This is a genomic window from Pseudomonas sp. XWY-1, assembly GCF_002953115.1.
GTDB lineage: Bacteria > Pseudomonadota > Gammaproteobacteria > Pseudomonadales > Pseudomonadaceae > Aquipseudomonas > Aquipseudomonas alloputida.
Map to the genome: position 1 here is coordinate 1,444,470 of NZ_CP026332.1, position 26,634 is coordinate 1,471,103.

Annotated in this window: 28 protein-coding genes; 16 read left to right on the top strand and 12 right to left on the bottom strand. The window is 61.9% G+C overall.

Annotation, left to right across the window (positions count from 1 at the left end; all coding sequences use genetic code 11):
* Window positions 1–71: 71 nt before the first annotated feature.
* From PRJ_RS06885 to PRJ_RS06895, 3 genes are all read right to left on the bottom strand, one after another.
* The gene (locus tag PRJ_RS06885; RefSeq protein ID WP_104886552.1) at window positions 72–1,250 is read right to left on the bottom strand and encodes a VWA domain-containing protein; all 1,179 of its coding nucleotides are present in this window, start codon (window positions 1,248–1,250) and stop codon (window positions 72–74) included.
* Window positions 1,251–1,263: 13 nt separating this feature from the next.
* On the bottom strand, window positions 1,264–2,109 hold the full coding sequence (locus PRJ_RS06890) for a MoxR family ATPase (protein WP_003254658.1): 846 nt from the start codon (window positions 2,107–2,109) through the stop codon (window positions 1,264–1,266).
* Window positions 2,110–2,310: 201 nt separating this feature from the next.
* Window positions 2,311–3,384, bottom strand: coding sequence for a DUF748 domain-containing protein (locus tag PRJ_RS06895; protein WP_104960995.1), 1,074 nt, complete (start codon window positions 3,382–3,384; stop codon window positions 2,311–2,313).
* A gap of 132 nt (window positions 3,385–3,516) precedes the next feature.
* On the opposite strand from PRJ_RS06895, the gene cysK reads away from it, so the two are divergent.
* The 4 genes from cysK to PRJ_RS06910 all read left to right on the top strand — a co-directional run bounded on the left by cysK (window position 3,517) and on the right by PRJ_RS06910 (window position 6,916).
* Window positions 3,517–4,491 carry a cysteine synthase A gene (gene cysK / locus PRJ_RS06900; RefSeq protein ID WP_104960996.1) on the top strand — a complete coding sequence of 325 codons (975 nt, stop codon included), beginning with the start codon at window positions 3,517–3,519 and terminating at the stop codon, window positions 4,489–4,491.
* A 173-nt stretch (window positions 4,492–4,664) separates the two neighbouring features.
* Window positions 4,665–5,600 (top strand): aspartyl/asparaginyl beta-hydroxylase domain-containing protein, encoded by a 936-nt coding sequence (locus PRJ_RS06905; RefSeq protein ID WP_010955240.1) that lies wholly within the window; start codon window positions 4,665–4,667, stop codon window positions 5,598–5,600.
* Window positions 5,601–5,756: 156 nt separating this feature from the next.
* Window positions 5,757–5,918, top strand: coding sequence for a hypothetical protein (locus tag PRJ_RS30290; RefSeq protein ID WP_154070663.1), 162 nt, complete (start codon window positions 5,757–5,759; stop codon window positions 5,916–5,918).
* 116 nt (window positions 5,919–6,034) lie between these two features.
* On the top strand, window positions 6,035–6,916 hold the full coding sequence (locus PRJ_RS06910; RefSeq protein ID WP_003254651.1) for a DMT family transporter: 882 nt from the start codon (window positions 6,035–6,037) through the stop codon (window positions 6,914–6,916).
* Window positions 6,917–6,919: 3 nt separating this feature from the next.
* Here PRJ_RS06910 and PRJ_RS06915 read toward each other — a convergent pair whose 3' ends face one another.
* On the bottom strand, window positions 6,920–7,378 hold the full coding sequence (locus tag PRJ_RS06915) for a DUF4265 domain-containing protein (RefSeq protein ID WP_019436818.1): 459 nt from the start codon (window positions 7,376–7,378) through the stop codon (window positions 6,920–6,922).
* 13 nt (window positions 7,379–7,391) lie between these two features.
* A complete protein-coding gene (locus PRJ_RS06920) occupies window positions 7,392–8,267 on the bottom strand; it encodes a DMT family transporter (protein ID WP_104960997.1) in 876 nt (291 codons plus the stop codon).
* Between the two features lie 204 nt (window positions 8,268–8,471).
* Here PRJ_RS06920 and aceK point away from each other — a divergent pair, with 204 nt between their 5' ends.
* Window positions 8,472–10,187, top strand: a complete 1,716-nt coding sequence (aceK, locus tag PRJ_RS06925) for a bifunctional isocitrate dehydrogenase kinase/phosphatase (RefSeq protein WP_104960998.1) — start codon at window positions 8,472–8,474, stop codon at window positions 10,185–10,187.
* A 19-nt stretch (window positions 10,188–10,206) separates the two neighbouring features.
* On the opposite strand, the gene PRJ_RS06930 is transcribed toward aceK, so the two are convergent.
* Window positions 10,207–11,067, bottom strand: coding sequence for a DUF6279 family lipoprotein (locus PRJ_RS06930; protein WP_104960999.1), 861 nt, complete (start codon window positions 11,065–11,067; stop codon window positions 10,207–10,209).
* Between the two features lie 130 nt (window positions 11,068–11,197).
* Between PRJ_RS06930 and PRJ_RS06935 the strand changes: the two genes are divergently transcribed.
* Window positions 11,198–12,034, top strand: coding sequence for a S1 RNA-binding domain-containing protein (locus PRJ_RS06935; RefSeq protein ID WP_010955234.1), 837 nt, complete (start codon window positions 11,198–11,200; stop codon window positions 12,032–12,034).
* Between the two features lie 5 nt (window positions 12,035–12,039).
* Here PRJ_RS06935 and PRJ_RS06940 read toward each other — a convergent pair whose 3' ends face one another.
* Entirely contained in the window at window positions 12,040–12,420 is a 381-nt protein-coding gene (locus PRJ_RS06940; RefSeq protein WP_014590048.1) for a hypothetical protein, read from the bottom strand.
* A gap of 235 nt (window positions 12,421–12,655) precedes the next feature.
* Between PRJ_RS06940 and PRJ_RS06945 the strand changes: the two genes are divergently transcribed.
* From PRJ_RS06945 to def, 3 genes are all read left to right on the top strand, one after another.
* Window positions 12,656–12,835, top strand: a complete 180-nt coding sequence (locus PRJ_RS06945) for a CsbD family protein (RefSeq protein ID WP_012051514.1) — start codon at window positions 12,656–12,658, stop codon at window positions 12,833–12,835.
* A 153-nt stretch (window positions 12,836–12,988) separates the two neighbouring features.
* Entirely contained in the window at window positions 12,989–13,945 is a 957-nt protein-coding gene (locus PRJ_RS06950) for a YihY/virulence factor BrkB family protein (RefSeq protein ID WP_003254637.1), read from the top strand.
* Window positions 13,945–14,481, top strand: a complete 537-nt coding sequence (def, locus tag PRJ_RS06955; protein WP_104961000.1) for a peptide deformylase — start codon at window positions 13,945–13,947, stop codon at window positions 14,479–14,481. Before PRJ_RS06950 ends, def begins: the two co-directional genes overlap by 1 nt.
* Here the strand turns inward: def and PRJ_RS06960 are convergent.
* Entirely contained in the window at window positions 14,436–14,840 is a 405-nt protein-coding gene (locus tag PRJ_RS06960) for a GNAT family N-acetyltransferase (RefSeq protein ID WP_104961001.1), read from the bottom strand. The two genes, def and PRJ_RS06960, sit on opposite strands and share 46 nt — an antisense overlap.
* A gap of 318 nt (window positions 14,841–15,158) precedes the next feature.
* Here PRJ_RS06960 and PRJ_RS06965 point away from each other — a divergent pair, with 318 nt between their 5' ends.
* From PRJ_RS06965 to PRJ_RS06985, 5 genes are all read left to right on the top strand, one after another.
* Window positions 15,159–15,416: a DUF2790 domain-containing protein gene (locus PRJ_RS06965; RefSeq protein ID WP_003254632.1), complete on the top strand. Its 258-nt coding sequence runs from the start codon at window positions 15,159–15,161 to the stop codon at window positions 15,414–15,416.
* A gap of 190 nt (window positions 15,417–15,606) precedes the next feature.
* Window positions 15,607–16,032: a nuclear transport factor 2 family protein gene (locus PRJ_RS06970; RefSeq protein WP_020190619.1), complete on the top strand. Its 426-nt coding sequence runs from the start codon at window positions 15,607–15,609 to the stop codon at window positions 16,030–16,032.
* A 44-nt stretch (window positions 16,033–16,076) separates the two neighbouring features.
* Complete coding sequence (locus PRJ_RS06975; protein WP_010955228.1) at window positions 16,077–16,421, top strand: YciI family protein; 345 nt, start codon at window positions 16,077–16,079, stop codon at window positions 16,419–16,421.
* A 21-nt stretch (window positions 16,422–16,442) separates the two neighbouring features.
* Window positions 16,443–16,928: an SRPBCC family protein gene (locus PRJ_RS06980; RefSeq protein ID WP_104961002.1), complete on the top strand. Its 486-nt coding sequence runs from the start codon at window positions 16,443–16,445 to the stop codon at window positions 16,926–16,928.
* Window positions 16,928–18,166: an RNA polymerase sigma factor gene (locus tag PRJ_RS06985; RefSeq protein WP_064491824.1), complete on the top strand. Its 1,239-nt coding sequence runs from the start codon at window positions 16,928–16,930 to the stop codon at window positions 18,164–18,166. Before PRJ_RS06980 ends, PRJ_RS06985 begins: the two co-directional genes overlap by 1 nt.
* A gap of 116 nt (window positions 18,167–18,282) precedes the next feature.
* Here PRJ_RS06985 and PRJ_RS06990 read toward each other — a convergent pair whose 3' ends face one another.
* Together PRJ_RS06990 and PRJ_RS06995 are read right to left on the bottom strand one after the other, a co-directional pair.
* Window positions 18,283–18,753: a MaoC family dehydratase gene (locus PRJ_RS06990; RefSeq protein ID WP_003254624.1), complete on the bottom strand. Its 471-nt coding sequence runs from the start codon at window positions 18,751–18,753 to the stop codon at window positions 18,283–18,285.
* Window positions 18,754–18,787: 34 nt separating this feature from the next.
* Complete coding sequence (locus PRJ_RS06995) at window positions 18,788–19,732, bottom strand: alpha/beta hydrolase (RefSeq protein WP_104961003.1); 945 nt, start codon at window positions 19,730–19,732, stop codon at window positions 18,788–18,790.
* Window positions 19,733–19,950: 218 nt separating this feature from the next.
* Here PRJ_RS06995 and fadD2 point away from each other — a divergent pair, with 218 nt between their 5' ends.
* The gene (fadD2, locus tag PRJ_RS07000; protein ID WP_010955224.1) at window positions 19,951–21,639 is read left to right on the top strand and encodes a long-chain-fatty-acid--CoA ligase FadD2; all 1,689 of its coding nucleotides are present in this window, start codon (window positions 19,951–19,953) and stop codon (window positions 21,637–21,639) included.
* 331 nt (window positions 21,640–21,970) lie between these two features.
* Complete coding sequence (gene fadD1 / locus PRJ_RS07005) at window positions 21,971–23,668, top strand: long-chain-fatty-acid--CoA ligase FadD1 (protein ID WP_010955223.1); 1,698 nt, start codon at window positions 21,971–21,973, stop codon at window positions 23,666–23,668.
* A 243-nt stretch (window positions 23,669–23,911) separates the two neighbouring features.
* Here the strand turns inward: fadD1 and PRJ_RS07010 are convergent, their stop codons facing one another.
* Window positions 23,912–25,219: an FAD-binding oxidoreductase gene (locus PRJ_RS07010; protein ID WP_104961004.1), complete on the bottom strand. Its 1,308-nt coding sequence runs from the start codon at window positions 25,217–25,219 to the stop codon at window positions 23,912–23,914.
* A gap of 24 nt (window positions 25,220–25,243) precedes the next feature.
* The gene (locus PRJ_RS07015; protein ID WP_010955221.1) at window positions 25,244–26,608 is read right to left on the bottom strand and encodes a glutamine synthetase family protein; all 1,365 of its coding nucleotides are present in this window, start codon (window positions 26,606–26,608) and stop codon (window positions 25,244–25,246) included.
* Window positions 26,609–26,634 lie beyond the last annotated feature (26 nt).

The following is a 26,634-nucleotide window of genomic DNA, read 5'->3' on the forward strand; positions in this document are numbered from 1 at the left end:
CTCTTCGCGGGTAAACCCGCTCCTACACACGTGCTGTGCATGCCTTGGCGGCGATGTTGGAGCAGGCAACCTCACTTGGACAGGTAGCGCATCCCGTCCTCCAACCCTTGCAGGGTCAGCGGATACATCTTGTCCTCGATCAGGTCGCGCACCAGATGGGTCGAAGCGGTGTACTCCCAGGCCTGCTTGGGGTATGGGTTGATCCAGATGACCTTCCTGAATTTTTCCATGAAACGCTGGATCCACACATACCCGGCTTCTTCGTTCCAGTGCTCCACGCTGCCACCGGGCTGGGTGATCTCGTAGGGCGCCATGGCCGCGTCACCGACGAACACCACCTTGTAGTCATCGCCGTACTTGTGCAGCAGGTCGAAGGTGGAAAAACGTTCGGACGTGCGGCGCAGGTTGTTCTTCCACACCGACTCATAAACGCAATTGTGGAAGTAGTAATACTCCAGGTGCTTGAACTCGGTCTTGCAGGCCGAGAACAGCTCTTCGCAGACTTTGACGTGGGCATCCATCGAACCGCCAATGTCGAACAGCAACAGCAGCTTCACGGTGTTGCGCCGCTCGGGGCGCATCTGGATGTTCAGCAGCCCGGCATCACGCGCGGTGTGGTCGATGGTGCCATCGATGTCGAGCTCTTCGGCGGCGCCTTCGCGGGCGAACTTGCGCAGCCGGCGCAGGGCCAGCTTGATGTTGCGGGTGCCAAGCTCGACCTGGTCGTCGAGGTTCTTGTACTCGCGTTGGTCCCAGACTTTTACTGCCTTGCCCTGACGCTTGCCGGCGTCACCGACGCGGATGCCCTCGGGGTTGAAACCACCCGAGCCGAATGGGCTGGTGCCGCCGGTGCCAATCCACTTGTTGCCGCCAGCGTGGCGTTCCTTTTGCTCTTCGAGGCGCTGCTTGAATGCCTCGATAAGCTTGTCCAGGCCGCCCAGCGACTGGATCTGTGCGCGTTCTTCATCGGTCAGCGAGCGCTCGAATTCCTTGCGCAGCCAGTCTTCGGGGATTAGCGCCTCGATATGCCGGTCGAGGTTTTCCAGGCCCTTGAAATAGGCTGCGAAGGCACGGTCGAACTTGTCGAAGTGGCGTTCATCCTTCACCAGAATGGCGCGGGCGAGGTAGTAGAACTCGTCCATGTCGGCGAACACCACGCGCTTTTGCAAGGCCTGGTGCAGGTCGAGCAGTTCACGCACCGAAACCGGCACCTTGGCCGCACGCATCTCATTGAACAGATTGAGCAGCATGGCCCTGCTCCTGTCAGCGGTTGCCGCGCCGGCTCATGAAGGCCAGGCGCTCGAGCAGTTGAACATCCTGCTCGTTTTTTACCAGCGCACCGGCCAGCGGCGGGATGGCCTTGGTCGGGTCGCGTTCGCGCAGCACCGCTTCACCGATGTTGTCGGCCATCAGCAGCTTGAGCCAGTCGACCAGCTCGGAGGTGGACGGCTTTTTCTTCAGGCCCGGCACCTTGCGCACGTCGAAGAACACATCCAGCGCCTCGCTGACCAGCGACTGGCTGATGTTCGGGTAGTGCACGTCGACAATCTGCTGCAGGGTAGTGCGGTCGGGGAAGGCGATGTAGTGGAAGAAGCAGCGGCGCAGGAAAGCGTCCGGCAGCTCTTTTTCGTTGTTCGAGGTAATGATGATGATTGGCCGCTGTTTGGCCTTGATGGTCTCGTCGATTTCGTAGACGTAGAACTCCATCTTGTCGAGTTCTTGCAGCAGGTCGTTGGGGAATTCGATATCGGCCTTGTCGATTTCGTCGATCAGCAGGATGACCCGCTCGTCGGCCTCGAAGGCCTCCCAGAGCTTGCCCTTTTTCAGGTAGTTGCGCACATCGTGCACCTTGTCCACGCCCAGCTGCGAGTCGCGCAGGCGGCTGACCGCGTCGTACTCGTACAGCCCCTGGTGGGCCTTGGTGGTGGATTTGATGTGCCAGGTGATCAGGCGCGCCCCGAACGAAGCCGCCAACTGCTCGGCGAGCATGGTTTTGCCGGTGCCCGGTTCGCCCTTGACCAACAGCGGGCGTTCGAGGGTAATGGCCGCGTTTACCGCCAGTTTCAGGTCGTCTGTGGCGACGTAGTCGCGGGTGCCTTCGAACTTCATGGGGGTTTGTCCTCTGTTTAGGGCTTTGCGGGCCTCTTCGCGGATAAACCCGCGCCTAATAAGGTTGTAGGAGCGGGTTTACCCGCGAAGAGGCCCGAACAGGCAGCACATAATCTGGATTTGTTTCCGACTATAACGCGGGGCCAGGCGGCTGCAAACGCAGACCGGGTATTCAGTCCCTGAATGCCCCGTCACGCTGTCTCAGTCAGACTTCGGCGCTGGTTGCTCATAGCGCGCATTGAATGCCTGGACAAACCCATTGCGCAGGATCTGCAAGAACGCTTCGAAGGCACTGATATCCTGTTGGCGCACACTGCCGCTGAGTTCCACCCGGGTGGCGAACTGGTTTTTCGGCTGGTTCTTCAGCACCGTCTCCGTCGCCCCCACCAGGGCCTCCCACACCGAGCGGAAGAAGCCCTTGTCCTTTTCCTCGACGTCCTGTTGCCAGTCGAACACGTCGACATCGCGCAGCAGCGGTTTTATATAGCCGTTCAGCCGGCCGTTTTCTGCCTGGGCCTCGATGACCACGTCACCGTGCCCGGCATTGAAGTCGAATTTGCCGTAGGCGCTGGCAAAGTCATTCAGTTTGCGCAGCTCGATGCCGGTGGCGCGAAGCCTGAATTCGAAGTCGTCGAAATCACTGAAAGGGTCGAAGGTGGCACGGCTTTCTACCTTCGCATCCCCCGCGATGAGCGCTGTCCCTTCGAAACTGGCATCGCGACGGCCTTGCTGGTCGCGCACGTTGGTCAAGTTGTGGATGCTGGCATTCAACCGGGTGGCCTTGAGGTCGACCGGTGGCTTGGAATTGAAGTTGCGGAACGTCAGCACGCCGTTGTCGATACGCACTTCGTTGAGGGTGATGGGCAGGAGTTTTTCCAGCTGCTGGCGCCAGTCGGTACCTTGGCCGGTCTGCGATGCCTGTTTGCTACCACCGTCGACAAAGTTCAGCTCGGGGTGCACGAAGGTCACCTCCGCCACTACTGCCTTGTCGTACCACAACGAACGCCAGCTCACCGAAAGGTCGATCAGTGGGGCGTCGAGAAGCGGTACGGGCACCTTGCCGGTGGTCTTGACGATTTTCAGCCCATTGATCTGATAGGCACCGCGCCACCAGGCCAGGTCCACATCGGCTACCTGGCCGCGGTAGTCACCCATGTCGGCCAGCTTGTCGTTTAGGTAGTCGCGCACCAGGTAGGGCAGGGCCAGGTGCAGCGCCACCAGCAGCACGATCAGGCTGGCCAGGCCGACCAGCGGCCAGCGATAGCGGGCTTTCATGAGGCTGTCTCCAAGGCGGGATGTGCGGTTGACCGCAACGTGGCGGGCTGAGTTCGAACAGGCTTTACGGGCCACCGCCGCAGGCTTACCCTTGAGGCATTTCCCTGCTTTTTCATGCCAAGGACCCCTGCCATGAGCCGTATCTTTGCAGACAACGCCCACTCCATCGGTAACACGCCGCTGGTGCAGATCAACCGCATCGCCCCGCGCGGTGTGACCATCCTGGCCAAGATCGAAGGGCGCAACCCCGGGTACTCGGTCAAGTGCCGCATCGGCGCGAACATGGTCTGGGACGCCGAGAGCAGCGGCAGGCTCAAACCGGGCATGACCATCGTCGAGCCCACCTCGGGCAACACCGGTATCGGCCTGGCCTTCGTTGCCGCCGCCCGCGGCTACAAGCTGATGCTGACCATGCCCGCCTCGATGAGCCTGGAGCGCCGCAAGGTGCTGAAGGCACTGGGCGCCGAGCTGGTATTGACCGATCCGGCCAAGGGCATGAAGGGCGCGATCGAGAAGGCCAACGAAATCGTCGCCTCCGACCCGGAGCAGTACTTCCTGCCGGGCCAGTTCGAAAACCCGGCCAACCCGGCCATTCACGAAAAAACCACCGGCCCGGAGATCTGGAACGACACTGACGGCGCAATCGACGTGCTGGTGGCAGGCGTGGGCACTGGCGGGACCATCACCGGCGTGTCGCGCTACATCAAACATACCCAGGGCAAGGCCATCCTGTCGGTGGCAGTGGAACCCGTGGCATCGCCACTGATCAGCCAGACCCTGGCCGGCGAAGAACTCAAGCCAAGCCCGCACAAAATCCAGGGCATCGGCGCCGGTTTCGTGCCGAAAAACCTCGACCTGTCGATTGTCGACCAAGTGGAGACGGTGACCGACGAAGAGTCCAAGGCCATGGCGATTCGCCTGATGCAGGAAGAGGGCATCCTTTGTGGTATTTCCTGCGGTGCGGCAATGGCGGCAGCGGTGCGTCTGGCCGAAAAACCGGAAATGCAGGGTAAGACCATCGTCGTAATCCTGCCCGATTCGGGCGAGCGATACTTGTCGAGCATGCTGTTCAGCGACATGTTCAGCGAGCAGGAAACCCAGCAGTAATCGGCCTTGCCGCTGATCCGGCGCAACGATCGGCGGACTGGTTTATTGCAAAATCTTCATGAATGCGATCCCGCCCGGGTTGTTTTTACCGCGGCGGGATCAGTTTATGATGGCAGGATGATTTTCTGGAGAGCAGGCAGCGCAGCCCTGACTCTTCCTCAAGGAGTGAAAGCATGACCTTTTCCTTTGCAGCCAAGGCGGGTGTCTTGCTGGTGTTTTTCGGCAGCGTGCTGTTCGTGCATTTGCGCGGCAAGGCCCGCCTGCCGGTGTTGCGCCAGTTCGTCAACCATTCGGCGCTGTTCGCCCCCTACAACGCGTTGATGTACCTGTTTTCCGGCGTGCCGTCCAAGCCCTATCTGGACCGTCAGCGCTTCCCGGAGCTGGACGTGTTGAAGGACAACTGGCAGGAAATCCGCGAAGAGGCCATGCGCCTGTTCGACGAAGGCTATATCCGTGCCGCTGAGAAAGATAACGACGCCGGCTTCGGTTCGTTCTTCAAGAAGGGCTGGAAGCGCTTTTACCTGAAGTGGTACGACAAACCGCTGCCTTCGGCGCAAACCCTTTGCCCGCGCACTGTCGAGCTGGTCAGCCGCATCCCCAATGTCAAGGGCGCAATGTTTGCCCTGCTACCCGGCGGCAGCCATCTGAACCCGCACCGCGACCCGTTCGCAGGTTCGCTGCGTTATCACCTGGGGCTGTCCACGCCGAACTCCGACGCATGCCGCATCTATGTGGACGGTGAGCAGTACGCCTGGCGTGATGGCGAAGACGTGATGTTCGATGAAACCTATGTGCACTGGGTCAAGAACGAAACCGACGTAACCCGCGTGATCCTGTTCTGCGACATCGAGCGCCCGCTGAGTAGCCCGCTGATGACGCGCATCAACCGTAAGGTCAGTGCCTTCCTCGGCCGCGCCACCGCGCCGCAGAACACCGACGACGAGCGCGTGGGCGGGATCAACCAGGCGTACGCCTGGAGCAAGCGCTTCAGCAACAGGATCAGCAGCCATGTGAAGCAGTTCAAACGTGCCAACCCCAAGGCTTACCGCGTGCTGCGGCCGGTACTGGCGGTGGTGGTGGCGTATCTGTTGTATCGCTGGTTGTTCTGATTTTTTCTGGTCTAACCGGCCGCTTTGCGGGGCAAGCCCGCTGCCACAGGTGCGCCTCATCCTTCAAGGACGAGGGCGCGCGCGTGGAGGCGGGGTTGTGCTGCGAAGAATCACTCGCTATATTCCAGAACATTCACTTCTGCAAAGAACCCTGTCATGCCCGCCATCCCTTCCACCACACGCTTTGCCATCGCGCCAGTCGCGGGCATGGTCGTGCGTGGTAGCCAGCAGCCGGTCATGATCTGTCACTCCCCACCACCTGTCAGTGGCGTCGTAGGCGGCGTAGCTCCGCCTCATTGCGTGGTCGTGCTGGGCTGATCGGCTTCTTGCCGTACCCCTTCACACGCGCAACCTACTGAACACGGTCGGCTACTGCTCACGTTGAAGCGCACGCCGTCCGTTTGGCTTATCTGCCTACTATCAGGTGGCAATTCATGTCTGTCTTTACCAAAACGTCCGTGGCCTCGGCGGCCACTACCTGCCTGTTCGTCCTGCTGTGGAGCAGCGGGGCGATCGTCTCCAAGCTCGGTCTGGCGCATGCCAGCCCGTTCGCCTTTCTGCTGTTGCGCTCGGCGCTGGCCCTGGCCGGCCTGTTGCTGATCGGCCCGTTGCTAGGGCTGCGCTGGCCGCGTACTCGCGGGAGCATTCTGCGCGCCCTGGGTACAGGGTGTGTGCTGCTCGGTGCCTATCAGATTTTCTATCTGTTGGCGCTTGATACCCATGTCACCCCGGGCGTCATGGCCACGGTGATGGGGGTACAACCGATCCTCACCGTGGTGCTGATGGAACGCCAGCGCTCCTGGAGCCGTTTGTTCGGCCTGGGTTTGGGGTTGGGCGGCTTGATCATGGTGGTCTACCAGGGCATCAACCTGGGCGGGGTATCGCTGGCGGGCATGCTGTTCGCCCTGCTGGCGCTGGTCAGCATGACCTTTGGTTCGATCCTGCAGAAGCGCATTACCGACAACCCCATGGGCACGCTGCCGCTGCAGTACCTGGCCGGCTTTGCCATGTGCGCGCTGTTCGCACCTCTGCAACCGCTTCATGTCGAGTGGACCGGCAGCTTCGTCGGTGCGCTGCTGTGGATGGGCCTGGTGGTCTCGCTGCTGGCAACCTTGCTGCTGTACCGGCTGATCGCCAAGGGCAACCTGGTCAATGTCACCAGCCTGTTCTACCTGGTGCCGGCAGTGACTGCGGTGATGGACTTGCTGATCTTCGGTAACCGCCTGGCACCGCTCAGCCTGCTGGGCATGGGGCTGATCGTGGTAGGGCTGCTGTTCGTGTTTCGCAAGCCTGCCGCGCGCCTGGCCGAGGCGTAGGCCCTAGCGGAATTCTTCGGGGATGGCGTGGCGCAACACGCCTTCCTCGAAGTCCAGCAGGCCGGCTTCGCGCTGGGTGAGCAGGTAGTAGAGCAGGGTATCGAGCGAGCGTTGCGGTGGGACCTCGACCGCCAACATCTTCACTGCTTGTTCGGTTTCACAGGCGCAGCCGAAATCCAGCAATGCTGCGCGTACCTGGTCGAGGGTTTCCGGTGGTTTGACGACCACCCGGAACACCGAGCTGCCGCTGCTGTGGCGCAGTTCTGCGAACCAGGTTTCGCCTGCTTCCTCGCGGGTGTCGATCACGTCGCCCGGGGCGATGCCATAGACATGGAAGGGTATGTTGTCGATGGCATAGCCGCCTTCCACGGCCTTGGCCCACAGGCCCTCGACCGAGGCCGGTGGGTAGCCGTTCTCGTCCTGTTCCAGGCGGAACAGGACCTTTTTGTACGCGCTGTTCATGCAGTACCCCGCTTCAGCTGCGCGCCGGGCGCAGCACCAGCCACAAGGCCAGGCCAATCAGCAGGCCGCCGTATAGATGCGCCATCGACAATGGCTCATTCAGCAGCCATGCCCCCCACAATACGCCGAATACCGGGATCAGGAACGTTACGGTGCTGGCTTTTACCGGGCCGATTTCTTCGAGCAGGCGGAAGTACAGGATGTAGGCAAAGGCGGTGCACAGCAAACCCAGCCCCAGCAACGACAACCACACCTCCCAGCCCCCCCAGCTGGCGGGCGGTTGGGTGAGTGCGCTCCAGCCGAACAGCGGGCTCAGCATCAGCGTGGCGCCGAGCATGCTGCCCAGCGCGGAAAGGCGGCTGTCCAGGCCGCTGATCCAGCGGCGGGCGAGGAACCCGGCAAAGCCGTAGCAGGTGGTGGCCGCCAGGCAGGCGAGGGCGCCTTGCAGCAGGGCCATGTCCAGTGCCACCGGGCCGGCGCCGCTAAGGATGCCGACGCCGAACAGGCCAAGGAAGATGCCGCAAAGTTTGGCCAGGGTCATTGGCTCGCGGAAGAACAGTACGCCGACCAGCACGCCCATCAATGGGGTGGTGGCGTTGAAGATCGCCGAATAGCCGGCCGGCAGCACCTGGGCCGCCACCGAGTAGAAGGTGGCGGGGATGCCGGAGTTGATCATGCCCAGCACCAGGCACGCGCCGAGCTTGCCCTGGAAGTCCCAGCGCACACGGGCGGCGGCCAGTATCACGATCAGGCCCAGACAGGCGATGGAGACCCGGAAGAACGCGGTCGGCACCGTGCCCAGTTCGGGGGCGATGATGCGCATGAACAGGAAACTCGCTCCCCAGACGGCGGCAAGGGTCAGCAGGCGGGCTAGGGCGATGGGGCTCACAACGGTCTCCGGAGGTAAGGCAGGGGCGCGAGTGTACGCCAGGGGGCGGGGGGATTCTTGTGCTTTCTTGCTGTGTAATTCCTCTTGGGCTGCGGGGCTCTGGGCAAGGCAGCTGCAACTACAGCTCGGGCCTTCAATGGCAGTAACCCATGAAGCCAAGGGCGGCTAAGCTCTGTACTCAATCCCAGCTCCGAGGCCCAACGCATGTCCCAGCCCTGGCCCGCTGTCGAAATCGCCCGGATGATCCTCGCCGGCTTCGACGACTACCGCGATCATTTCCAGCGCATCACCCTTGGTGCTCGCCAGCGCTTCGAGCAGGCGCGCTGGCAGGATATCCAGCAGGCCGCCGCTGCCCGCATCAATCTCTACGAAGAGAAAGTCGCCGAAGTCAACGGTTGGCTGCGCCAGGCCTTTGCCACAGAGGTGCTGCTGGACGTGGAACAGTGGCCGCTGGTGAAAAACGCCTATATCCACCTGATCGACCCACGCCTGGACGACGAGCTGGCAGAGACCTGGTACAACTCGCTGTTTTGCAGCCTGTTCAGCCATGACCTGATCAGCGACGGCTGCATGTTCATCCACACTACCCGGCCTTCCATGCGCGGCCGCGAGCGCGCCGCGCAAACCCGTACCTATCGGCTTGACGGCAGTCTCAGGAACTTGCTGCGCGCGGTGTTCGCCGATTACCCGTTCGACATGCCGTATGGCGACCTGGAAGGCGACCTGGCGCGGCTGGAAGAACAACTGCGCGAATGCCTGCCCGACTGGGTGTGCAAGGACCCGGCTCTGGCCGTGGAGCTGTTTGTACCCGTGCTTTACCGCAACAAGGGGGCCTATCTGGTCGGCCGCCTGTACAACAGCGATGAGCAGTGGCCGTTGGTGATTCCCTTGCTGCACCGCGAGGGCCACGGCATCGAGGCCGATGCGCTGATTACCGACGAGGCCGAGGTGTCGATCATCTTTTCGTTCACCCGCTCTTACTTCATGGCCGATGTCCCGGTGCCCGCCGAGTTCGTCAATTTCCTCAAGCGCATCCTGCCGGGCAAGCACATTGCCGAGCTGTATACCTCGATCGGGTTCTACAAGCAGGGCAAGTCGGAGTTCTACCGCGCACTGATCAACCACCTGGCCAGCAGTGATGACCGCTTTGTCATGGCGCCAGGGGTGCGGGGCATGGTCATGAGCGTGTTCACCTTGCCCGGCTTCAATACGGTGTTCAAGATCATCAAGGACCGCTTCTCGCCATCGAAAACCGTGGATCGCGCCACGGTGATCGACAAGTATCGGCTGGTGAAGAGTGTCGACCGGGTGGGGCGTATGGCCGACACCCAGGAGTTTGCCGATTTTCGCTTTCCGCGCAGCAAGTTCGAGCCGGATTGCCTGGCCGAGTTGCTGGAGGTGGCGCCGTCGACGGTGGCGCTGGAGGGCGACACAGTGCTGATCCGCCACTGTTGGACCGAGCGGCGCATGACGCCGTTGAACCTGTACCTGGAGCAGGCCACCGAGGGCCAGGTGCTGGAGGCACTGGAGGACTATGGCCTGGCCATCAAGCAATTGGCGGCGGCGAACATCTTCCCCGGCGACATGCTGCTGAAGAACTTCGGCGTGACCCGCCATGGCCGGGTCGTGTTCTACGACTATGACGAAATCAGCTTCCTGACCGAGGTGAATTTCCGCCACATCCCGCCACCGCGTTACCCGGAGGACGAAATGTCGGGCGAGCCGTGGTACTCGATCGGCCCGCATGATGTGTTTCCCGAAGAGTTTCCGCCGTTTCTGTTTGCCGATATGGGCCAGCGGCGGTTGTTCAGCCGCTTGCATGGGGAACTGTATGACGCGGATTACTGGAAGGGGCTGCAGGCGGCGATACGTGAAGGGAAAGTGATCGATGTGTTTCCGTATCGGCGCAAGGCCCGGTGAATCAGCGCGAACAGGCCTGTCACTCCTTCAAACACTTCATCTCGCTCAAATGGGTACGCACCTTGCCCAACCGTTCCTGCAGGAACCTCCGTTGCTGCGGGGTGCTCTGCCGCACCAGGTCCACCAGCAGGCTGCGTGCCTGCTGCTCGCTATTCCGATACGCCGCCCGGTATTCGGGTGTCCACAAACTCTCCTTACGTTGCAACAAGGTCGCCAGGCGCGGTTCGAAGCTGGAGTCGTTGCGCTGGTTCATTGCCAACAGCAGTTGCTGCTGCCAGTGGGCACGGTTGGCGATCCATTCACGGTTCTGGTCACCCAGCGCTTGAGACCAGGCCTGGATGCGTTGCTTCTGTACCGCCGTCAACTCGCCAAACCATGGCTTCAGGCGTTTTTCCATGCGCTCGCTACGGCGGGCCATCTGCTTGGGCAATGGCGTATCCACATAATGCTTCTGCCGTTCACTGATGTCTTCGCGGAAGGCCTCCCGCATCTGCGCTACCTGGTTGTCGCTCATGCCGCGCAGCAGTTCGGTGGCCGAAGGGGTGATTTCCTCGGCCACCCGACCAATCGCTTCACGGACCTCGCGGGTGCTTTGCTGCAGGGCCTGGTCGGTGACCTGGTCGTCGGCGACCATGTCACGTAGCCGGTCGAGCCAGTCGAGGTAGCCGGGCAGTTGAGTCTTGCAATGCCAGGCCAGGTGCTCGCGCAACCGATCGTCCAGCAGCGCCCTTTGCTCGCGGTTCATGTCCAGGTAGTCGCTCAGCGACCACGGCACCAGGCGGTCGAGGTTGCGATAGGCCAGGTCGATGCGGCTGCAGGCGGCCAAGGCCAGGGCGAATCCGATGGCGATAAGCAGGGCTTTGGGCAGGCGTAGCGGCATGTGCTGTTCCTTCCTCAGGCTGGCCAGAAGGTAGATGCAAGTGCGGCCTGGCGGTTCCACTGCATGAGTGGTCGGGCCATGTGGTGGCTTCAGGTGTAGAATAGCCGCCTTGTCTTGAGGATCATCGGAAATGGCTCTGCTTGGGCGTTACAACAGTTTGCAAATCGTGAAACACGTGGACTTCGGTCTGTACCTGGACGGCGGCGCCGATGGCGAGATCCTGCTGCCCGGGCGCTACATCCCGAAAAACGCCGAGACCGAGGTCGATGACTGGTTGAACGTGTTCATCTACCTGGACAGCGAAGACCAGCTGATCGCCACCACCGAGAAGCCCAAGGTGCAGGTTGGCGAGTTCGCCAGCCTGAAGGTCAAGGACATCAACGGTGCCGGTATCTTCCTGGACTGGGGCCTGTCCAAGGACTTGCTGATGCCGTACTCGGAAGAGGCTCGGCCACTGAAGATCGGTGATTACTGCGTGGTGCACGTGTACCTCGACAAGCGCACCCGCCGGATCACTGCCACGTCGCGCCTGGACCGCTACCTCGATGTCACCCCAGCCGACTACAAGGTTGGCCAGCCGGTCGAGCTGCTGGTGGCCGGCGAAACGCCGATGGGCTTCAAGGCCATCATCAACAACCGCCACTGGGGCCTGATCCACAAGAACGAGGTGTTCAAGTTCTTGCGCTCGGGCATGCACGAGAAGGGCTTCATCAAGGAAGTGCGCCAGGACGGCAAGATTTCACTGAGCCTGCAGCCGGTAGGCGCCGCCCTGGCGGACACCCTGCAAGAGCAGATCATGGCGCGCCTGGAAGCCGAAGGCGGGGTGTTGGGGGTGTGCGACAAGAGTGACCCTGCGTTGATCAGTAAGCTGTTCAACGTCAGCAAGGGCAACTTCAAGAAGGCCATTGGCGGGTTGTTCAAGCAGGGCCTGATCGTCATCCATGACGATCGCATCGAGAAAGCCTGACGGCCTTACGCCTGTACGAAGTTGCGGAAGTCCAGCTGCTCGCCACCCGGACGGGTGTCGCGCAGCAGCGAGTCACGGTCGGCGCTGAGGGCCAGGCTGATGGTGGAGCGGCGCTTGCCAGGCTTGCGCACTTCCATTTGCTCTAGGTGAGCCTTGAGGAAATTGGTGGGCACCTTCAGGTGCTGCAGCTCATCGCTTTCCGGCGTGTGCAGCAGCAGGTTGACCCAGTCGGCCTGGCCCTTGCCCAGCAGTGCCACTGGCACTTCGAACCACCACAGGTTGCGTTTGCTGTCCAGAGTGGCGAACAGAGTATTGCTGCTGGTCAGCACCGGCCGGGCCAGTGCTTCGTTGCGCCGGGCGATGGCGGCGGGTTTGTCGAGTTTCATGCAGGTTCCTGCGCGTTGACGCTATGAAGGCCTGCATTGTGAGGGGTGGCACGGGGCGGAGCAAGGTTTGTGACTTGCGGTGCCAGTGCCGGCCTCTTCGCGGGCTTGGGCGGTATTCGCCTGCCGTTTTACCGTTCGGCTTCTGGCCGGGAAATCCGTTGAAACTCCTGGCCCAGGCGTTGGGTCAACCTTCTGTCGACACGGTTCACGTGTCTCCATTTGCAGGAGTTTTGCCATGAGCGGTACTAAAGACAAAGCGAAAGGCTTGGCCAACGAAGCGATCGGCAACGTGAAACAGGGTGTTGGCAAGGTGACCGACAACGACAAGCTGCGGGCCGAAGGCAAGGCGCAGGAGCTCAAAGGCGAGGCGCAGCAGGTCAAGGGCAATGTGAAGGATGCGGTGAAGAAACCTTGACTTGAGGCGGTGCCGGCCTCTTCTCGGGTGAACCCGCGAAGAGGCCGGCACTTATTCGTAAGCAAATTCTTCAACCACGGCCGGGAGCAGCACAGCTCGGGCACGGTCTATTAGACTTGCCTGTGTAACGATCAAGCGGCGAAAGGAGACGCTATGATTTTCCCCGACCTGCGCGGCTTGCCCCTGCACCGCGTGCTGGTTCGCACCGTCAAGGAATTCCTCGACGACGAGATGTCCACCTATGCCTCAGCGCTGGCCTACCAGGCGCTGTTCTCGCTATTCCCCTTCCTGTTGTTCCTGATTGCCCTGATCGGTTTCCTGCACTTGCCGGACTTTTTCTCCTGGCTGCGTCTGCAATCGGAACTGGTGTTGCCACCCCAGGCGCTGGAGCAGGTGAATCCGGTGATCGACCAGTTGCAGCAATCCAAGGGTGGGCTGCTGTCGGTGGGTATCGTGATCGCCCTGTGGACCGCCTCCGCCGGCGTGCGACTGATGATGAGCGCCATGAACGCCGCTTACGATGTGCCCGAAGGTCGCCCGGTGTGGAAGCGTATCCCGCTTTCCATTTTCTACACCGTGGGCCTGGCTGGCATGCTGCTGGCGGCCGCAGCGCTGATGGTGCTGGGCCCGCAGGTGATGGAATGGATAGCTGCCCAGATCGGCATGCAGGAGTTCATCGTCACACTGTGGACCATCCTGCGCTGGCCGGTGATCATCATTCTGCTGATGGTGGCAGTAGCCCTGATCTATTACGTGATGCCTGATGTGAAACAGCAGTTTCGCTTCATCACCCCGGGCTCGGTGCTGGCGGTTGTGGTGTGGATCGTGGCCTCACTGGGCTTTGCCTACTACGTGAAGACCTTTGCCGATTACAACGCCATGTACGGCAGCATTGGTGCAATCATCGTGCTGTTGCTGTATTTCTATATTTCGGCTGCCGTGCTGCTGCTCGGCGCCGAAATGAATGCGGTGATCGAGCACATGTCAGCCGAAGGCAAGAACCCGGGCGAGAAAGACTTCGACGGGGAAAAACCCAAGGAAACCTTGACTGTACTGGGTCACGAGCACCCGAACCCGAGCAAGCCTCATAGCGTCGAGCCGAACCCCTGATGATCCGTGACATTCTCAAGATGGGCGACGAACGCCTGCTGCGCATCGCTCCGCCAGTGCCCGAGCACATGCTTGGCAGTGCCGAACTGCAGCAACTGATCGACGACATGTTCGAAACCATGCGTCACGTCGGCGGTGTGGGCCTGGCCGCCCCGCAGGTCGGCATCGACCTGCAGTTGGTGATTTTCGGCTTCGAGCGCAGCGAGCGATACCCCGATGCCGAGGCGGTGCCGCAGACCATTCTGCTGAATCCGGTCATCACCCCGACCTCCAGCGAGGTCGAGGACGGCTGGGAGGGTTGTCTGTCGGTGCCTGGCTTGCGCGGCGTGGTGCCGCGCTTCAAGCATATCTGCTACCAAGGGATCGACCCCCAGGGCATCCCGATCAACCGCTTTGCCGATGGCTTCCATGCACGGGTGGTGCAACACGAGTGCGACCACTTGATCGGCCGGCTATACCCCTCGCGCATTCAGGACTTTGCCAAGTTCGGCTATACCGAGGTGCTGTTCCCTGGGCTCGAGGTCAGCGAGGACTGACCTCGCTGCAGGGCTACCAGGCGTTTGTTGCGCTGATAGCGTAGCAGGCGGCTGGCCAGGGCTTCTGGCAGCTGTTGGGCCAGGTCAAAACCCAGGCGCTGGTAGAAGGGCGTCAGGTCGGGATGACAGAACAGCCAGACGGGCCCGTCAACCTGCGCCAGCGCGGCCTCGACCAATCGCGCAGCCACCCCTTGGTTGCGCCGCTGCGGGGCGACGAACAGGCCCGTCAGCCAGAATCCCTCACCCACCGCACTCAGGCTCAGCCCGGCGATGATGCCAGGGGCCCGTGCTACCCACAGTTCGGCGTCGCTTGCAGCGCGCATGCGTGAGCTGTGCTGGCGGTAGAAGTGGTCCAGCAAACGGCGTTCTGTGTCCGAAAGCGTCGAACAGGACAATTGTTCAGAAATGGTGAGTCCTACCCTGAAACGAGGCCAGAGGCTCTGGCCTGATGATTTGCGGCCACTTTGTCGCAGATTGTTGCAAAACCGGCAAGGGTGAATATCCGACTACGGGGTTCAACTATTGCTGACCGGGAGTAGAATTTTGTTCATCCCCCCTGGCAGTACGAAGCGGGATCGGTACTTCGTGCCATCTAGACCCTAGATGACAACTTCTCCGCGCCGGATACGGCAATAGAAGTCAATCGATCAGCTTGAACGCTCAAAAGGCAAAACCACATGAAACCATTACTGATTCTTGCATTGGTCGGTATGTCCTCGTTCGCCCTCGCCGATGAGGCCAAACCCGTCTCCAGCGAGCCTGTGGCTCAGCAGTACGACTACTCGATGAACCTGGACATCAAGCGGGTGATCAACCTGTCGACCATCCCCAATGTCTGCGAAGTGGTACCTGCGACCATGACCTATGAAGACCATCAGGGCCAGGTGCACACCATTCAGTACCGGGCCATGGGTGAAGGTTGCCAGCAGGGTTGACTGGCGGTGCCCGCCACAGGGGCTGAAAACGCTGTGGCGGGCACTTGCTGGCCCTGACGCGATCTCCCGGGTGCTCCGCCAATACAGAATAATTTCCCCGCCTGTCGAATCCTCCGCTTACCGTTCGACCATAGCTGAAGGCACGCTTCACACCGTACCCCAACCCCTATGATCTGTCGGAGGTACCCCGATGAGCACTGCAGCCGAATCCGAAATCCGCCAATTGATCGAGCGCTGGATGCAAGCCGTGCGCGATCGCGACATCCCGCGCATCATCGAACCCTACGCCGACGATATCGTCGCCTTCGATGCCATCCAGGCTCTGCAATTCAAAGGCAAGTCGGCCTACACGGCGCACTGGGAAATGTGCATGGGCATGTGCACCGGCCCTATGGTGTTCGAACTTGCCCAACTCACCGTGCACGCCGCAGGCGATCTGGCCCTGGCCCATTGGCTGAACCGCTGCGGTCCAGGCGACGACGAAAGCCAGTGCGGCTTCATGCGCGCCACGGTGGGCTATCGTCGTCAAGGCGGCCAGTGGCAGGTAATCCACGAACACTGGTCGGCGCCTTTCGACATGGAAACGCAAAAAGCGCTGTTCGATCTCAAGCCCTGAGCCGTTATCGCCAAACGCACTTTGCCAATACCCTGGAGGCGACCATGAAATACCTGTGCCTGGTCTATTGTGACGAGGGGCTGTTGCACAGCCTGCCCGACAGCCCGGCAGACGCCGAATGCATGGCCTACGCCGAAGCCATTCACGGTTCCGGGCGCATGCTGGCGGCCGAGGCGCTTAAGCCGGTGCAGACGGCCACCACGGTACGCATGCGCAACGGACACATGAGCCTGACCGACGGCCCGTTCGCCGAAACCAAGGAGCAACTGGCGGGCTTTTACCTGGTGGAGGCCCGCGACCTCAACGAAGCGCTGAATATCGCCAAGGGCATCCCTGCCGCGCGGGTTGGCAGTGTCGAGGTGCGACCAGTGCGCGAGCTGCAACCCTGACAGCCAAGGAGAACCATCAGCATGAGCCTTGCACCCATTGTCCAGGCGCAACACGAGTTGTCCATCAGCCGCCTGATCGACGCACCACCGGCCAAGGTATTTCGCGCCTGGACCGAACCCCAGTGGCTGATGCAGTGGTGGGGGCCGCACGGCATGACCACCCCGGAGTGTGAGATGCAACTGTGGGCCGGTGGCCTGTTTCGCACCCTGATGCGCGCGCCGGATGGCTGCGAGTACCCCAACCAGGGCGTCTTTCTGGAAATTGCCGCGCCACGCCGGCTGGTGTTCACCGATGCCTTCGGCCCCGGTTGGGTACCGTCGGACAAGGCCTTCATGACTGCCGTGATCAGCTTTGACGAGGAACAGGGCAAAACCCGCTACACCGCCCGTGCCTGGCACTGGAATGCCACCGACTGTCGGGCCCATGAAGAAATGGGCTTCCACCAGGGCTGGGGAGAAAGCCTGGACCGCCTGGTGGAGGTGGTGACCCAGCGGATGCCCGACTGATGGCCGCACTGGCCCAGGTGCGTGCCGAAGTCGAGGCTGTGTACCGGCAGGAGTCGCGGCGCATACTGGCGACACTGATCCGCTTGCTGGGTGATTTCGACCTGGCCGAGGAGGCCATGCATGATGCCTTCTTCATTGCCGTCGAACGCTGGCAACGCGACGGTATTCCCGCCAACCCGCGAGCGTGGCTGGTTTCTGTCGGGCGCTTCAAGGCCATCGACGCGCTGCGCCGGCGCGTCCGCTTCGACCGCTCCCAGGCGGACTTGAGCATGCTGCTGGAGGGTCAGGCGCAGGACCCCAGTGAAGAAGAGCTGCTGGCGGATGACCGCCTGCGGCTGATCTTCACCTGTTGCCATCCGGCCTTGTCGGCCGACGCTCAGGTGCCATTGACGCTTCGCGAAGTCTGCGACCTGACCACCGAGCAGATCGCCCGGGCCTTTCTGCAAAGCCCGGCCACCATCGCCCAACGTATCGTGCGCGCCAAGGCCAAGATCCGTGACGCGGGCATACCGTACCAGGTACCGGAGCTGAATGAGCTGCCCGAGCGCCTGGAAAGCGTGTTGCGGGTGATCTACCTGGTGTTCAACGAGGGCTATTCGGCGTCATCGGGCGAGACACTGCTGCAGCAGGCGCTGAGCGATGAAGCCATTCGCCTGGCGCGGTTGCTGGTGCAGTTGCTGCCCGACCCGGAGGCGGTCGGCCTGCTGGCGTTGATGTTGCTGCAGGCGTCCCGGCAGCGGGCGCGCATCGATGGCCAAGGCGATTTGGTGGTTCTGGAGCAGCAGGATCGTAGCTTGTGGGACCGGCAGTTCATTGCCGAGGGCTGTGCTCTGGTGCGCCAGGCCCTGCAGAGCCGTGCATTCGGGGCCTATACCGTCCAGGCGGCGATTGCTGCCGTGCATGCCGAAGCGGCGACGGCTGAAGAGACGGACTGGGGAGAAATCGTCGGGCTGTATGACGTGTTGCAGCGGTATTGGCCATCAGCGGTGGTGGCGCTTAACCGGGCGGTGGCGCTGGCGAAGCGGGATGGGCCGGAGGTTGGCTTGCGGGAAGTCGAAGGGATTCTGGCACGGGGGGAGTTGCTGGACTATCACCTGGCACATGCGGCACGTGCCGAGTTGCATTGCCAGCTGGGACAGGTGCAAGAGGCGCGTGCGGCCTGGCAGCAGGCGCTGGCCTTGACCCGGCAGGCGCCTGAACGGCGGCATATCGAGCGGCGTTTGCAGGCTATCGAATGATGGGGGGGCCGGCCGCTTCGCGGGCAAGCCCGCTCCCTCAGGATGCCTGCTAAATCAACGCGTTAGCGGGTTACCCAGGAGAGCAGCCTTGAAGAAGAGGCTGGCTGCATCACACTTCAGCTCGCCACAAAGTTCGGCGGCGATACCAGCTCGACGGTCTGCTGCTTGCGCGGCGCCAGGATCTCGGCTTCACCCGCGACCACCAGTTCGTCGTTCTGGTTGTACACATTGGTGGCGATGCGCACCTTGAACTTGGGCAGCTTCTCGAGGATTTCCAGGCGCACGGTCAGGGTGTCGCCGATTTTCACCGGTTTCTGGAAGCTCATCTGCTGGCCCAGGTAGATGGTGCCAGGGCCAGGCAGGGTGCAGGCCACTGCCGCACTGATCAGCGCGCCGCTGAACATGCCATGGGCAATACGTTCGCGGAACATGCTCTTGGCGGCGAACTCGGCATCCAGGTGAACCGGGTTGTGGTCACCGGACATCGCAGCGAACAGTTGGATGTCGCGTTCTTCAACGGACTTCTTGTACTCGGCCTTCTGGCCGACTTCGAGGGCTTCGTAAGGCGTGTTGGTGACCTGGGACATCGATGCTTCCTTAAGCGTTGGGCGAGGGCGGCTATCATTCACTGCGCGCAGGGCGGCCAAGGGCCAGCGCCTGTTCCAGCCAGCCGAGAATATCGGCGATGACCTCGCCACGGTTGGTTTCGTTGAGTACTTCATGCCGCGCCTCAGGATAGATGCGCAGCTGTACATGTCGGTTGCCGGTCGCGCGCAGGGCGTCGGCCAGATGGGTGAGACGCTTGCCGGCACTGACCGGATCACATTCACCGCCAATCACCAGCATCGGCAGGTTGGGATCGATCTGCGCGAGGTTACCCGGCTGACTGATCTGCGCCAAGCCTTGCAGCAGATCGAGCCACAACTGGTTGGTGCAGCGAAAGCCGCACAACGGGTCATTCACGTACTGATCGACCTCGCCCGGGTCGCGGCTGAGCCAGTCGAAGGCCGTGCGGTTGGGCTTGAAGGCGTTGTTGAACGAACCGAAGGACAACCATTCGATCAGTGCACTCTTGCCCAGTGGCCCCTGGCGCCAGGACTCCAGCCGGGCAATCAGCCGCGCAAAGCGGTACAGCAGGGCCGGTTGGTAGTTGGAACCGCTGAGGATCGCCCCGTGCAGGCTGCCACTGTGATGCAGCAGGTACGCCTGGGCGATGTAGCTGCCCATGCTGTGGCCGAACAGGAACAGCGGCGTGCACGGGAACTGCTGGCCGATGTGCTGGGCCACACACCCCAGGTCATTGACCACGGCATTCCAGCCATGATGGCGGGCGAACAGGCCGAGGTTGCCCAGTTCGGCCGTGCGCCCGTGGCCACGCTGATCGGCAGCGAACAGGGCAAAGCCGGCCTCGCTCAGAGCCTGGCCCAGGCGCTGGTAGCGCCCGGCATGCTCGGCCATGCCATGGGCCAGCAGCACCACGGCCTTTACCGGTGTGGCCGGCAGCCATTGGTGTACGTACAGGCTGCAGTGCTCACTGGCGGGCAGCCAGAAGGCGTCGTGGGGCATGGCGGGTCCTTGTGCGCGCGGTTACCCGAACAGTGTATGCACAACCGGCCGGATTGCAGGAGGGGCACAAATAAGATTCACAATGTTAATGGCGGCACTTGGCGTATATGCCACCTTGGGTTTACCTGCTAACGTCGAATCAACGCCTTTTCGCCAGCAGGCGGTCAGGTAAAGGACTAAAGGACGCAGTGCAGGTCCAGGCAGAGGAACAATAATAAATGCAAGCCGACTTCTGGAATGACAAGCGCCCGGCAGGCGTGCCTTCCACCATCGACATCAATGCCTACGCCTCGGTCGTCGAGGTGTTCGAGCGCTCCTGCAAGCGCTTTGCCGACCGCCCGGCGTTCAGCAACCTGGGCGTGACCCTCAGCTACGCGGAACTGGAGCGCCATTCGGCAGCCTTCGCTGCCTGGTTGCAGCAGCACACCGACCTCAAACCGGGTGAGCGCATCGCCGTACAGATGCCCAATGTGCTGCAGTACCCCATCGCCGTCTTCGGTGCCATGCGCGCCGGGCTGATCGTGGTCAATACCAACCCGCTGTACACCGAGCGCGAGATGCGCCACCAGTTCAAGGACAGTGGCGCGCGTGCGCTGGTGTACCTGAACATGTTCGGCAAGCGCGTGCAGGAGGTGCTGCCCGATACCGGTATCGAGTACCTGATCGAGGCAAAGATGGGCGACCTGCTGCCGGCCGCCAAGGGCTGGCTGGTCAACACCGTGGTCGACAAGTTGAAGAAGATGGTGCCGGCCTACCGGTTGCCCCAGGCGGTGCCGTTCAAGCAGGTGCTGCGCGAGGGCCGCGGGCTGTCGCCCAAACCGGTGTCGCTGAACCTCGATGACATCGCGGTGCTGCAGTACACCGGCGGCACCACCGGCCTGGCCAAGGGCGCCATGCTCACCCATGGCAACCTGGTGGCCAACATGCTGCAGGTGCTGGCCTGCTTCTCGCAGCACGGCCCCGATGGGCAGAAGCTGCTGAAGGACGGCCAGGAAGTGATGATCGCGCCGCTGCCGCTGTACCACATCTATGCCTTCACCGCGAATTGCATGTGCATGATGGTCACCGGCAACCATAACGTGCTGATTACCAACCCGCGGGATATTCCCGGCTTCATCAAGGAGCTGGGCAAGTGGCGTTTCTCTGCCTTGCTGGGCCTCAATACCCTGTTTGTCGCACTGATGGACCACCCGGGCTTCCGTCAGCTGGACTTCTCGGCGCTGAAGGTCACCAACTCTGGTGGCACAGCGCTGGTCAAGGCCACCGCCGAGCGCTGGGAAGACCTTACCGGGTGCCGCATCGTTGAAGGCTACGGCCTGACAGAAACCTCGCCGGTGGCCAGCACCAACCCCTACGGTCAGCTGGCGCGTCTGGGTACGGTGGGCATCCCCGTGGCGGGTACTGCGTTCAAGGTCATCGATGATGATGGCAACGAACTGCCGCTGGGCGAGCGGGGCGAGCTTTGCATCAAAGGCCCGCAGGTCATGAAGGGCTACTGGCAGCAGCCCGAGGCAACGGCCCAGGCACTGGATGCAGAAGGCTGGTTCAAGACCGGTGATATCGCGGTGATCGACCCGGACGGCTTCACCCGCATTGTCGACCGCAAGAAGGACATGATCATCGTCTCGGGCTTCAACGTGTACCCCAACGAAATCGAGGATGTGGTGATGGGGCATCCCAAGGTCGCCAACTGTGCGGCTATCGGTGTGCCGGACGAGCGTTCCGGCGAGGCGGTCAAGCTGTTCGTGGTGCCGCGCGAGGGGGGGCTGAGCGTTGATGAGCTGAAGGCCTACTGCAAGGCCAACTTCACCGGCTACAAAGTACCCAAGCACATCGTGCTGCGCGAATCGTTGCCCATGACGCCGGTGGGCAAGATTTTGCGGCGGGAGTTGCGCGATATAGCGTGATACCGGGATGGCTTCTTCGCGGGTAAACCCGCTCCTGCACCGCCCAATGTAGGAGCGGGTTTACCCGCGAATGCCTTAAACCGCTCTAACAGGCTCTATACAGCCTTATCTGCGACATTTTGGATAATTACTCTAAAAATGACCTGTATTGTTCATTGAGTCATTTTTGTGACCATAAGGCCTGTTTTGGCCTCTAGGCGACCCCAGACAAAGCTGTTACTCTCGGCCCGCTTCCAGATGATCCGGTTTGCAACGAACCGTCATCTCATATCAATAATAAGCGCATCGACGCGTGAATCGAACTTCGCTGTTGCTGAAGGAGTGGGCTTCCATGATCGAAAATTTTTGGAAGGATAAGTACCCAGCCGGGATTACGGCGGAAATCAATCCTGACGAATTCCCCAATATCCAGGCAGTACTCAAGCAATCCTGCCAACGCTTTGCCGACAAACCGGCCTTTAGCAACCTGGGCAAGACTATCACTTATGGCGAGTTGTATGCGTTGTCGGGGGCGTTTGCCGCCTGGCTGCAGCAGCATACCGACCTCAAGCCGGGTGACCGCATTGCCGTGCAACTGCCCAATGTCCTGCAATACCCGGTCGCGGTCTTCGGTGCCATGCGTGCCGGGCTGATCGTGGTCAACACCAACCCGCTGTACACCGCGCGGGAGATGGAACACCAGTTCAACGACTCGGGTGCCAAGGCCTTGGTGTGCCTGGCCAACATGGCCCACCTGGCGGAAAAAGTGGTGCCCAAAACCCAGGTCAGGCACGTTATCGTCACCGAAGTGGCCGACCTGCTGCCACCACTCAAGCGCCTGCTGATCAACAGCGTGATCAAGTACGTGAAGAAGATGGTGCCGGCCTACAACCTGCCGCAGGCCGTGCGTTTCAATGACGCCCTGGCGCTGGGCAAGGGCCAGCCCGTGACCGAAGCCAACCCGCAGGCCAACGACGTGGCGGTGCTGCAGTACACCGGCGGTACCACCGGTGTGGCCAAAGGCGCCATGCTGACCCACCGCAACCTGGTGGCCAACATGCTGCAGTGCCGTGCACTGATGGGCTCCAACCTGCACGAAGGCTGCGAAATCCTCATCACCCCGCTGCCGCTTTACCACATCTATGCGTTTACCTTCCATTGCATGGCGATGATGCTGATCGGCAACCACAACGTGCTGATCAGCAACCCGCGAGACTTGCCGGCGATGGTCAAGGAACTGGGCAAGTGGAAGTTCAGCGGCTTTGTGGGCCTCAACACCTTGTTCGTTGCCCTGTGCAACAACGAGGCGTTCCGAGCCCTGGATTTCTCGGCGCTGAAAATCACCCTGTCGGGCGGTATGGCCTTGCAGCTAAGCGTGGCCGAGCGCTGGAAGGCCGTTACCGGTTGCGCCATCTGCGAAGGCTATGGCATGACCGAAACCAGCCCGGTGGCGGCGGTGAACCCCTCGGAAGCGAACCAGGTGGGCACCATCGGTATTCCGGTGCCGTCGACCTTGTGCAAGGTCATCGACGACGCTGGCAATGAGTTGCCGCTTGGCGAAGTGGGCGAGCTGTGTGTCAAGGGCCCGCAGGTGATGAAGGGCTACTGGCAGCGTGAAGATGCCACGGCCGAGATTCTCGACAGCGAAGGCTGGCTGAAGACCGGCGACATCGCCGTGATCCAGGCGGACGGCTACATGCGCATCGTCGACCGCAAGAAAGACATGATCCTGGTCTCGGGCTTCAACGTGTACCCCAACGAGCTGGAAGACGTGTTGGCTGCCTTGCCGGGCGTGCTGCAGTGCGCAGCCATCGGTGTGCCGGACGAGAAGTCGGGTGAAGTGATCAAGGTCTTCATCGTGGTCAAGCCGGGCATGACCGTGACCAAGGAGCAGGTGATGGAGCACATGCGTGCCAACGTTACCGGCTACAAGGTACCGCGCCACATCGAGTTCCGCGATTCGCTGCCGACCACCAACGTGGGCAAGATCCTGCGCCGCGAACTGCGTGATGAAGAGCTCAAGAAGCAAGGCTTGAAGAAGATCGCCTGACCACCAGCCTGCACGCTCAGTGTGGGGGCGGCCTCGTGTCGCGAAAGGGCCGCGACGCGGCCCTGGGATTTCGGCGGCGATGCATCAATGGCTAGGGGCGGCGCCGTCTTCAGACGTTGTGAGCCCCTGTAGGAGCGGGTTTACCCGCGAATACGGTAGTGGCGACAACGGTGAACGGCGGGTGGAGATCGGTCAGCAGGGCCGGCCCTTTCGCGGGTAAACCCGCTCCTACATCCGCGCAACTCAGCGCAGCTTCTCGAGCATCTGGTAGTACCACATCCCCGCCGCCAGCAGCGGATTCCCCAGCAAGTCCCCCATCGGCACCCGCACATGCTTGCACTGGGCGAAGGTGTCGAACTTCTCCAGCGTCCCGGTCAACGCTTCGGCCATGATCTCACCCATGATGTGGCTGGTGGCGATGCCGTGCCCTGAGTAACCCTGGCAGTACCACACGTTGTCCGACAGCTTGCCCAGCTGCGGGATGCGGTTGACCACGATGCCCATGGCGCAGCTCCACTGGAATTCGATCGGCACCCCCTTCAATGCCGGGAAGGTGCGTTCGATGCAGGGGCGCAATTCGCCTTCGATGTCGCGTGAGTCCTTGCCGGAGTAGTTGGCGCCGCCGCCGAACAGCAGGCGCTTGTCGGCTGTCAGGCGGTAGTAATCGAGGACGAAGCGGCAGTCGTACACCGCCAGGTCCTGCGGGTTGATCTGCTCGGCCAGTTCACCCAGCGGCGCGGTGGTGACGATACCGCCCATGGCCGGGAAGATCTTGCCCTTGAGCTGGCGCTTTTCCAGCTTGTGATACACATCGCCGGCCAACATCACCTGGCGTGCCTCCACCCGGCCATGCGCGGTAACCACCGCCGGGCGCGGGCCATGGACGATGTCCAGCACTTCGGAATTTTCGAATATCAGTGCACCCAGGCCATGTGCGGCACGGGCTTCGCCCAGGCACAGGTTGAGTGGGTGCAGGTGCAGGTTGCGCAGGTTCTTCAACGCACCCAGATAAAGCGGGCTTTGCAGATGCTCGGCCACTGCAGCGCGATCGAGCAGTTGCACCTGCTCGCCCATGCCGCGGCGCTGTGCTTCGGCCTCGAACGCACGCAGTTCGTTCATGTGCGAAGGCTTCATGGCTGCATGCAGGTGGCCACGCTTGAGGTCGCAATCGATGCCATAGCGCGCCACGCGCTGCTCGATCACCTGGTGCCCGCGCCAGCGCAAGTGCCAGATGAAGTCGTCAACTTCGGCGCCCAGGTGGTTGCGCATCTGCGAGCGCATGGCCTCGTCGCCCGACAGGCTGCCGGTGACCTGGCCGCCGTTGCGACCGCTGGCGCCCCAGCCGATACGGTTGGTTTCGACGATGGCGACCTTCAGGCCGCGCTCGGCCAGTTCAACCGCCGTGGCCACGCCCGTAAAGCCACCGCCGATGATCGCCACATCCACCTGCACCGTGCCCTTGAGTTGCGGGTACGCAGTTTGGTCGTTGAGGGTGGCGCTGTAGTAGGACGGCGCGCGCTGCGCCGGGCCGTTGTTCAATGCTGCGTTCATGGGTGTTCCTTGTTTTGTAGGGGCTCAGGCCTGGTGCAGGTACCAGCGCCAGTCCTGTTCGCTGACTTCAGCCATGAACTGGCGGTACTCGGCGCGCTTGACCTTCAGGTACACGCCAAGGAAGTCTTCGCCCAATGCTTCACGGGCCCAATCGGAATGTTGCAGGGCGTCGAGTGCGGTCAGCCAGTCAGTGGGCAGGTGTTCGGTGGCCTGGGCATAGCCGTTGCCTTCAACGGGCGCGCCTGGGTCAAGCTGTTCGCGGATGCCCCAGTGGCTGGCAGCAAGGATCGCCGCAGCAGCCAGGTAAGGGTTGGCATCCGCGCCACAGATGCGGTGCTCCACATGCCGACTGTTGGCCGGGCCACCTGGCACGCGCAGGCTCACGGTTCGGTTGTCCACGCCCCAGGTTGGTGCCAGGGGCGCATAGCTGTTGGCCTGGAAGCGGCGGAAGGAGTTGGCGTTGGGGCAGAACAGCAGCAGCGAGTCGCGCAGGTGGCGCAGCATGCCGGCCACGGCCTGGCGCAGCAGCGGGGTGCCGGCCTTGTCTTCGCTGGCGAACAGGTTGTTGCCGGCGCTGTCGGCCAGGCTCAGGTGCATGTGCATGCCGGTGCCGGCCAGTTGGGCGAATGGCTTGGCCATGAAGCAGGCCTGCATGCCGTGGGCATGGGCCACACCTTTTACCAGGCGCTTGTAGCGCACCGCCTGGTCCATCGCCTGCAGCGCATCGCCATGCTCCAGGGTGATTTCCACCTGGCCCGGGGCGTACTCGGAAATGGCCGTGCGCGCCGGGATGCCTTGGGCCTTGCAGGCAGCGTACAGGTCGGCGAGGAACGGTTCGATCTGCTCCAGTTCGCGCAGGCCATAGACCTGGGTGCTGCGGGGGCGGCCGCCATCGTTGTCCAGTGCCGGTTGTGGGCGGCCTTGGGCATCACGCTGCTGGTCAAGCAGGTAGAACTCCAGCTCGCAGGCCATCACCGGGTGATAACCGTCAGCCTTCAGCGCTTCGATGGTGCGCAGCAGCACATGGCGTGGGTCAGCGATGCTGGCCGGCAGCCCCTCGCTGGGGTGCATGCTCACCTGCACTGCAGCGGTTGGCACCCGGCGCCAGGGCAGGCGCACCAGGCTGCCGTCAAGCGGGTAGGCACGGCAGTCGATATCGCCGACGTCCCACACCAGGCCGGAGTTTTCCACGTCGTCGCCATTGAGGGTCAGGCCAAGGATGGTGCTGGGTAGTGGCCGGCCTGTCTGGTACACGGCCAGCAGTTCCTCGCGGTGCAACAGCTTGCCGCGTGGTACACCGTTGGCGTCGAGGATGAACAGTTCGAACAGCTCGATATCGGGGTTGTCGGCCAGAAAACGGGTAGCCTGCTCTACAGGGGCAAAGTGCATGATCAATTCGCTCATAGACGCGCAGG

Excerpts from the sequence above, each read along its gene's own strand:
- aceK (WP_104960998.1), top strand. The coding sequence starts at position 8,472 with ATGTCCCAGCCCTGGCCCGCTGTCGAAATCGCCCGGATGATCCTCGCC.
- PRJ_RS07010 (WP_104961004.1), bottom strand. The coding sequence starts at position 25,219 with ATGAACGCAGCATTGAACAACGGCCCGGCGCAGCGCGCGCCGTCCTAC.
- cysK (WP_104960996.1), top strand. The coding sequence starts at position 3,517 with ATGAGCCGTATCTTTGCAGACAACGCCCACTCCATCGGTAACACGCCG.
- fadD2 (WP_010955224.1), top strand. The coding sequence starts at position 19,951 with ATGCAAGCCGACTTCTGGAATGACAAGCGCCCGGCAGGCGTGCCTTCC.
- PRJ_RS06940 (WP_014590048.1), bottom strand. The coding sequence starts at position 12,420 with ATGAAACTCGACAAACCCGCCGCCATCGCCCGGCGCAACGAAGCACTG.
- fadD1 (WP_010955223.1), top strand. The coding sequence starts at position 21,971 with ATGATCGAAAATTTTTGGAAGGATAAGTACCCAGCCGGGATTACGGCG.
- PRJ_RS06915 (WP_019436818.1), bottom strand. The coding sequence starts at position 7,378 with ATGAACAGCGCGTACAAAAAGGTCCTGTTCCGCCTGGAACAGGACGAG.
- PRJ_RS06980 (WP_104961002.1), top strand. The coding sequence starts at position 16,443 with ATGAGCCTTGCACCCATTGTCCAGGCGCAACACGAGTTGTCCATCAGC.
- PRJ_RS06885 (WP_104886552.1), bottom strand. The coding sequence starts at position 1,250 with ATGCTGCTCAATCTGTTCAATGAGATGCGTGCGGCCAAGGTGCCGGTT.
- PRJ_RS30290 (WP_154070663.1), top strand. The coding sequence starts at position 5,757 with ATGCCCGCCATCCCTTCCACCACACGCTTTGCCATCGCGCCAGTCGCG.
- PRJ_RS06890 (WP_003254658.1), bottom strand. The coding sequence starts at position 2,109 with ATGAAGTTCGAAGGCACCCGCGACTACGTCGCCACAGACGACCTGAAA.
- PRJ_RS07015 (WP_010955221.1), bottom strand. The coding sequence starts at position 26,608 with ATGCACTTTGCCCCTGTAGAGCAGGCTACCCGTTTTCTGGCCGACAAC.
- PRJ_RS06910 (WP_003254651.1), top strand. The coding sequence starts at position 6,035 with ATGTCTGTCTTTACCAAAACGTCCGTGGCCTCGGCGGCCACTACCTGC.
- PRJ_RS06975 (WP_010955228.1), top strand. The coding sequence starts at position 16,077 with ATGAAATACCTGTGCCTGGTCTATTGTGACGAGGGGCTGTTGCACAGC.
- PRJ_RS06995 (WP_104961003.1), bottom strand. The coding sequence starts at position 19,732 with ATGCCCCACGACGCCTTCTGGCTGCCCGCCAGTGAGCACTGCAGCCTG.
- PRJ_RS06930 (WP_104960999.1), bottom strand. The coding sequence starts at position 11,067 with ATGCCGCTACGCCTGCCCAAAGCCCTGCTTATCGCCATCGGATTCGCC.
- PRJ_RS06970 (WP_020190619.1), top strand. The coding sequence starts at position 15,607 with ATGAGCACTGCAGCCGAATCCGAAATCCGCCAATTGATCGAGCGCTGG.
- PRJ_RS06935 (WP_010955234.1), top strand. The coding sequence starts at position 11,198 with ATGGCTCTGCTTGGGCGTTACAACAGTTTGCAAATCGTGAAACACGTG.
- def (WP_104961000.1), top strand. The coding sequence starts at position 13,945 with ATGATCCGTGACATTCTCAAGATGGGCGACGAACGCCTGCTGCGCATC.
- PRJ_RS06990 (WP_003254624.1), bottom strand. The coding sequence starts at position 18,753 with ATGTCCCAGGTCACCAACACGCCTTACGAAGCCCTCGAAGTCGGCCAG.
- PRJ_RS06895 (WP_104960995.1), bottom strand. The coding sequence starts at position 3,384 with ATGAAAGCCCGCTATCGCTGGCCGCTGGTCGGCCTGGCCAGCCTGATC.
- PRJ_RS06945 (WP_012051514.1), top strand. The coding sequence starts at position 12,656 with ATGAGCGGTACTAAAGACAAAGCGAAAGGCTTGGCCAACGAAGCGATC.
- PRJ_RS06905 (WP_010955240.1), top strand. The coding sequence starts at position 4,665 with ATGACCTTTTCCTTTGCAGCCAAGGCGGGTGTCTTGCTGGTGTTTTTC.
- PRJ_RS06985 (WP_064491824.1), top strand. The coding sequence starts at position 16,928 with ATGGCCGCACTGGCCCAGGTGCGTGCCGAAGTCGAGGCTGTGTACCGG.
- PRJ_RS06950 (WP_003254637.1), top strand. The coding sequence starts at position 12,989 with ATGATTTTCCCCGACCTGCGCGGCTTGCCCCTGCACCGCGTGCTGGTT.
- PRJ_RS06965 (WP_003254632.1), top strand. The coding sequence starts at position 15,159 with ATGAAACCATTACTGATTCTTGCATTGGTCGGTATGTCCTCGTTCGCC.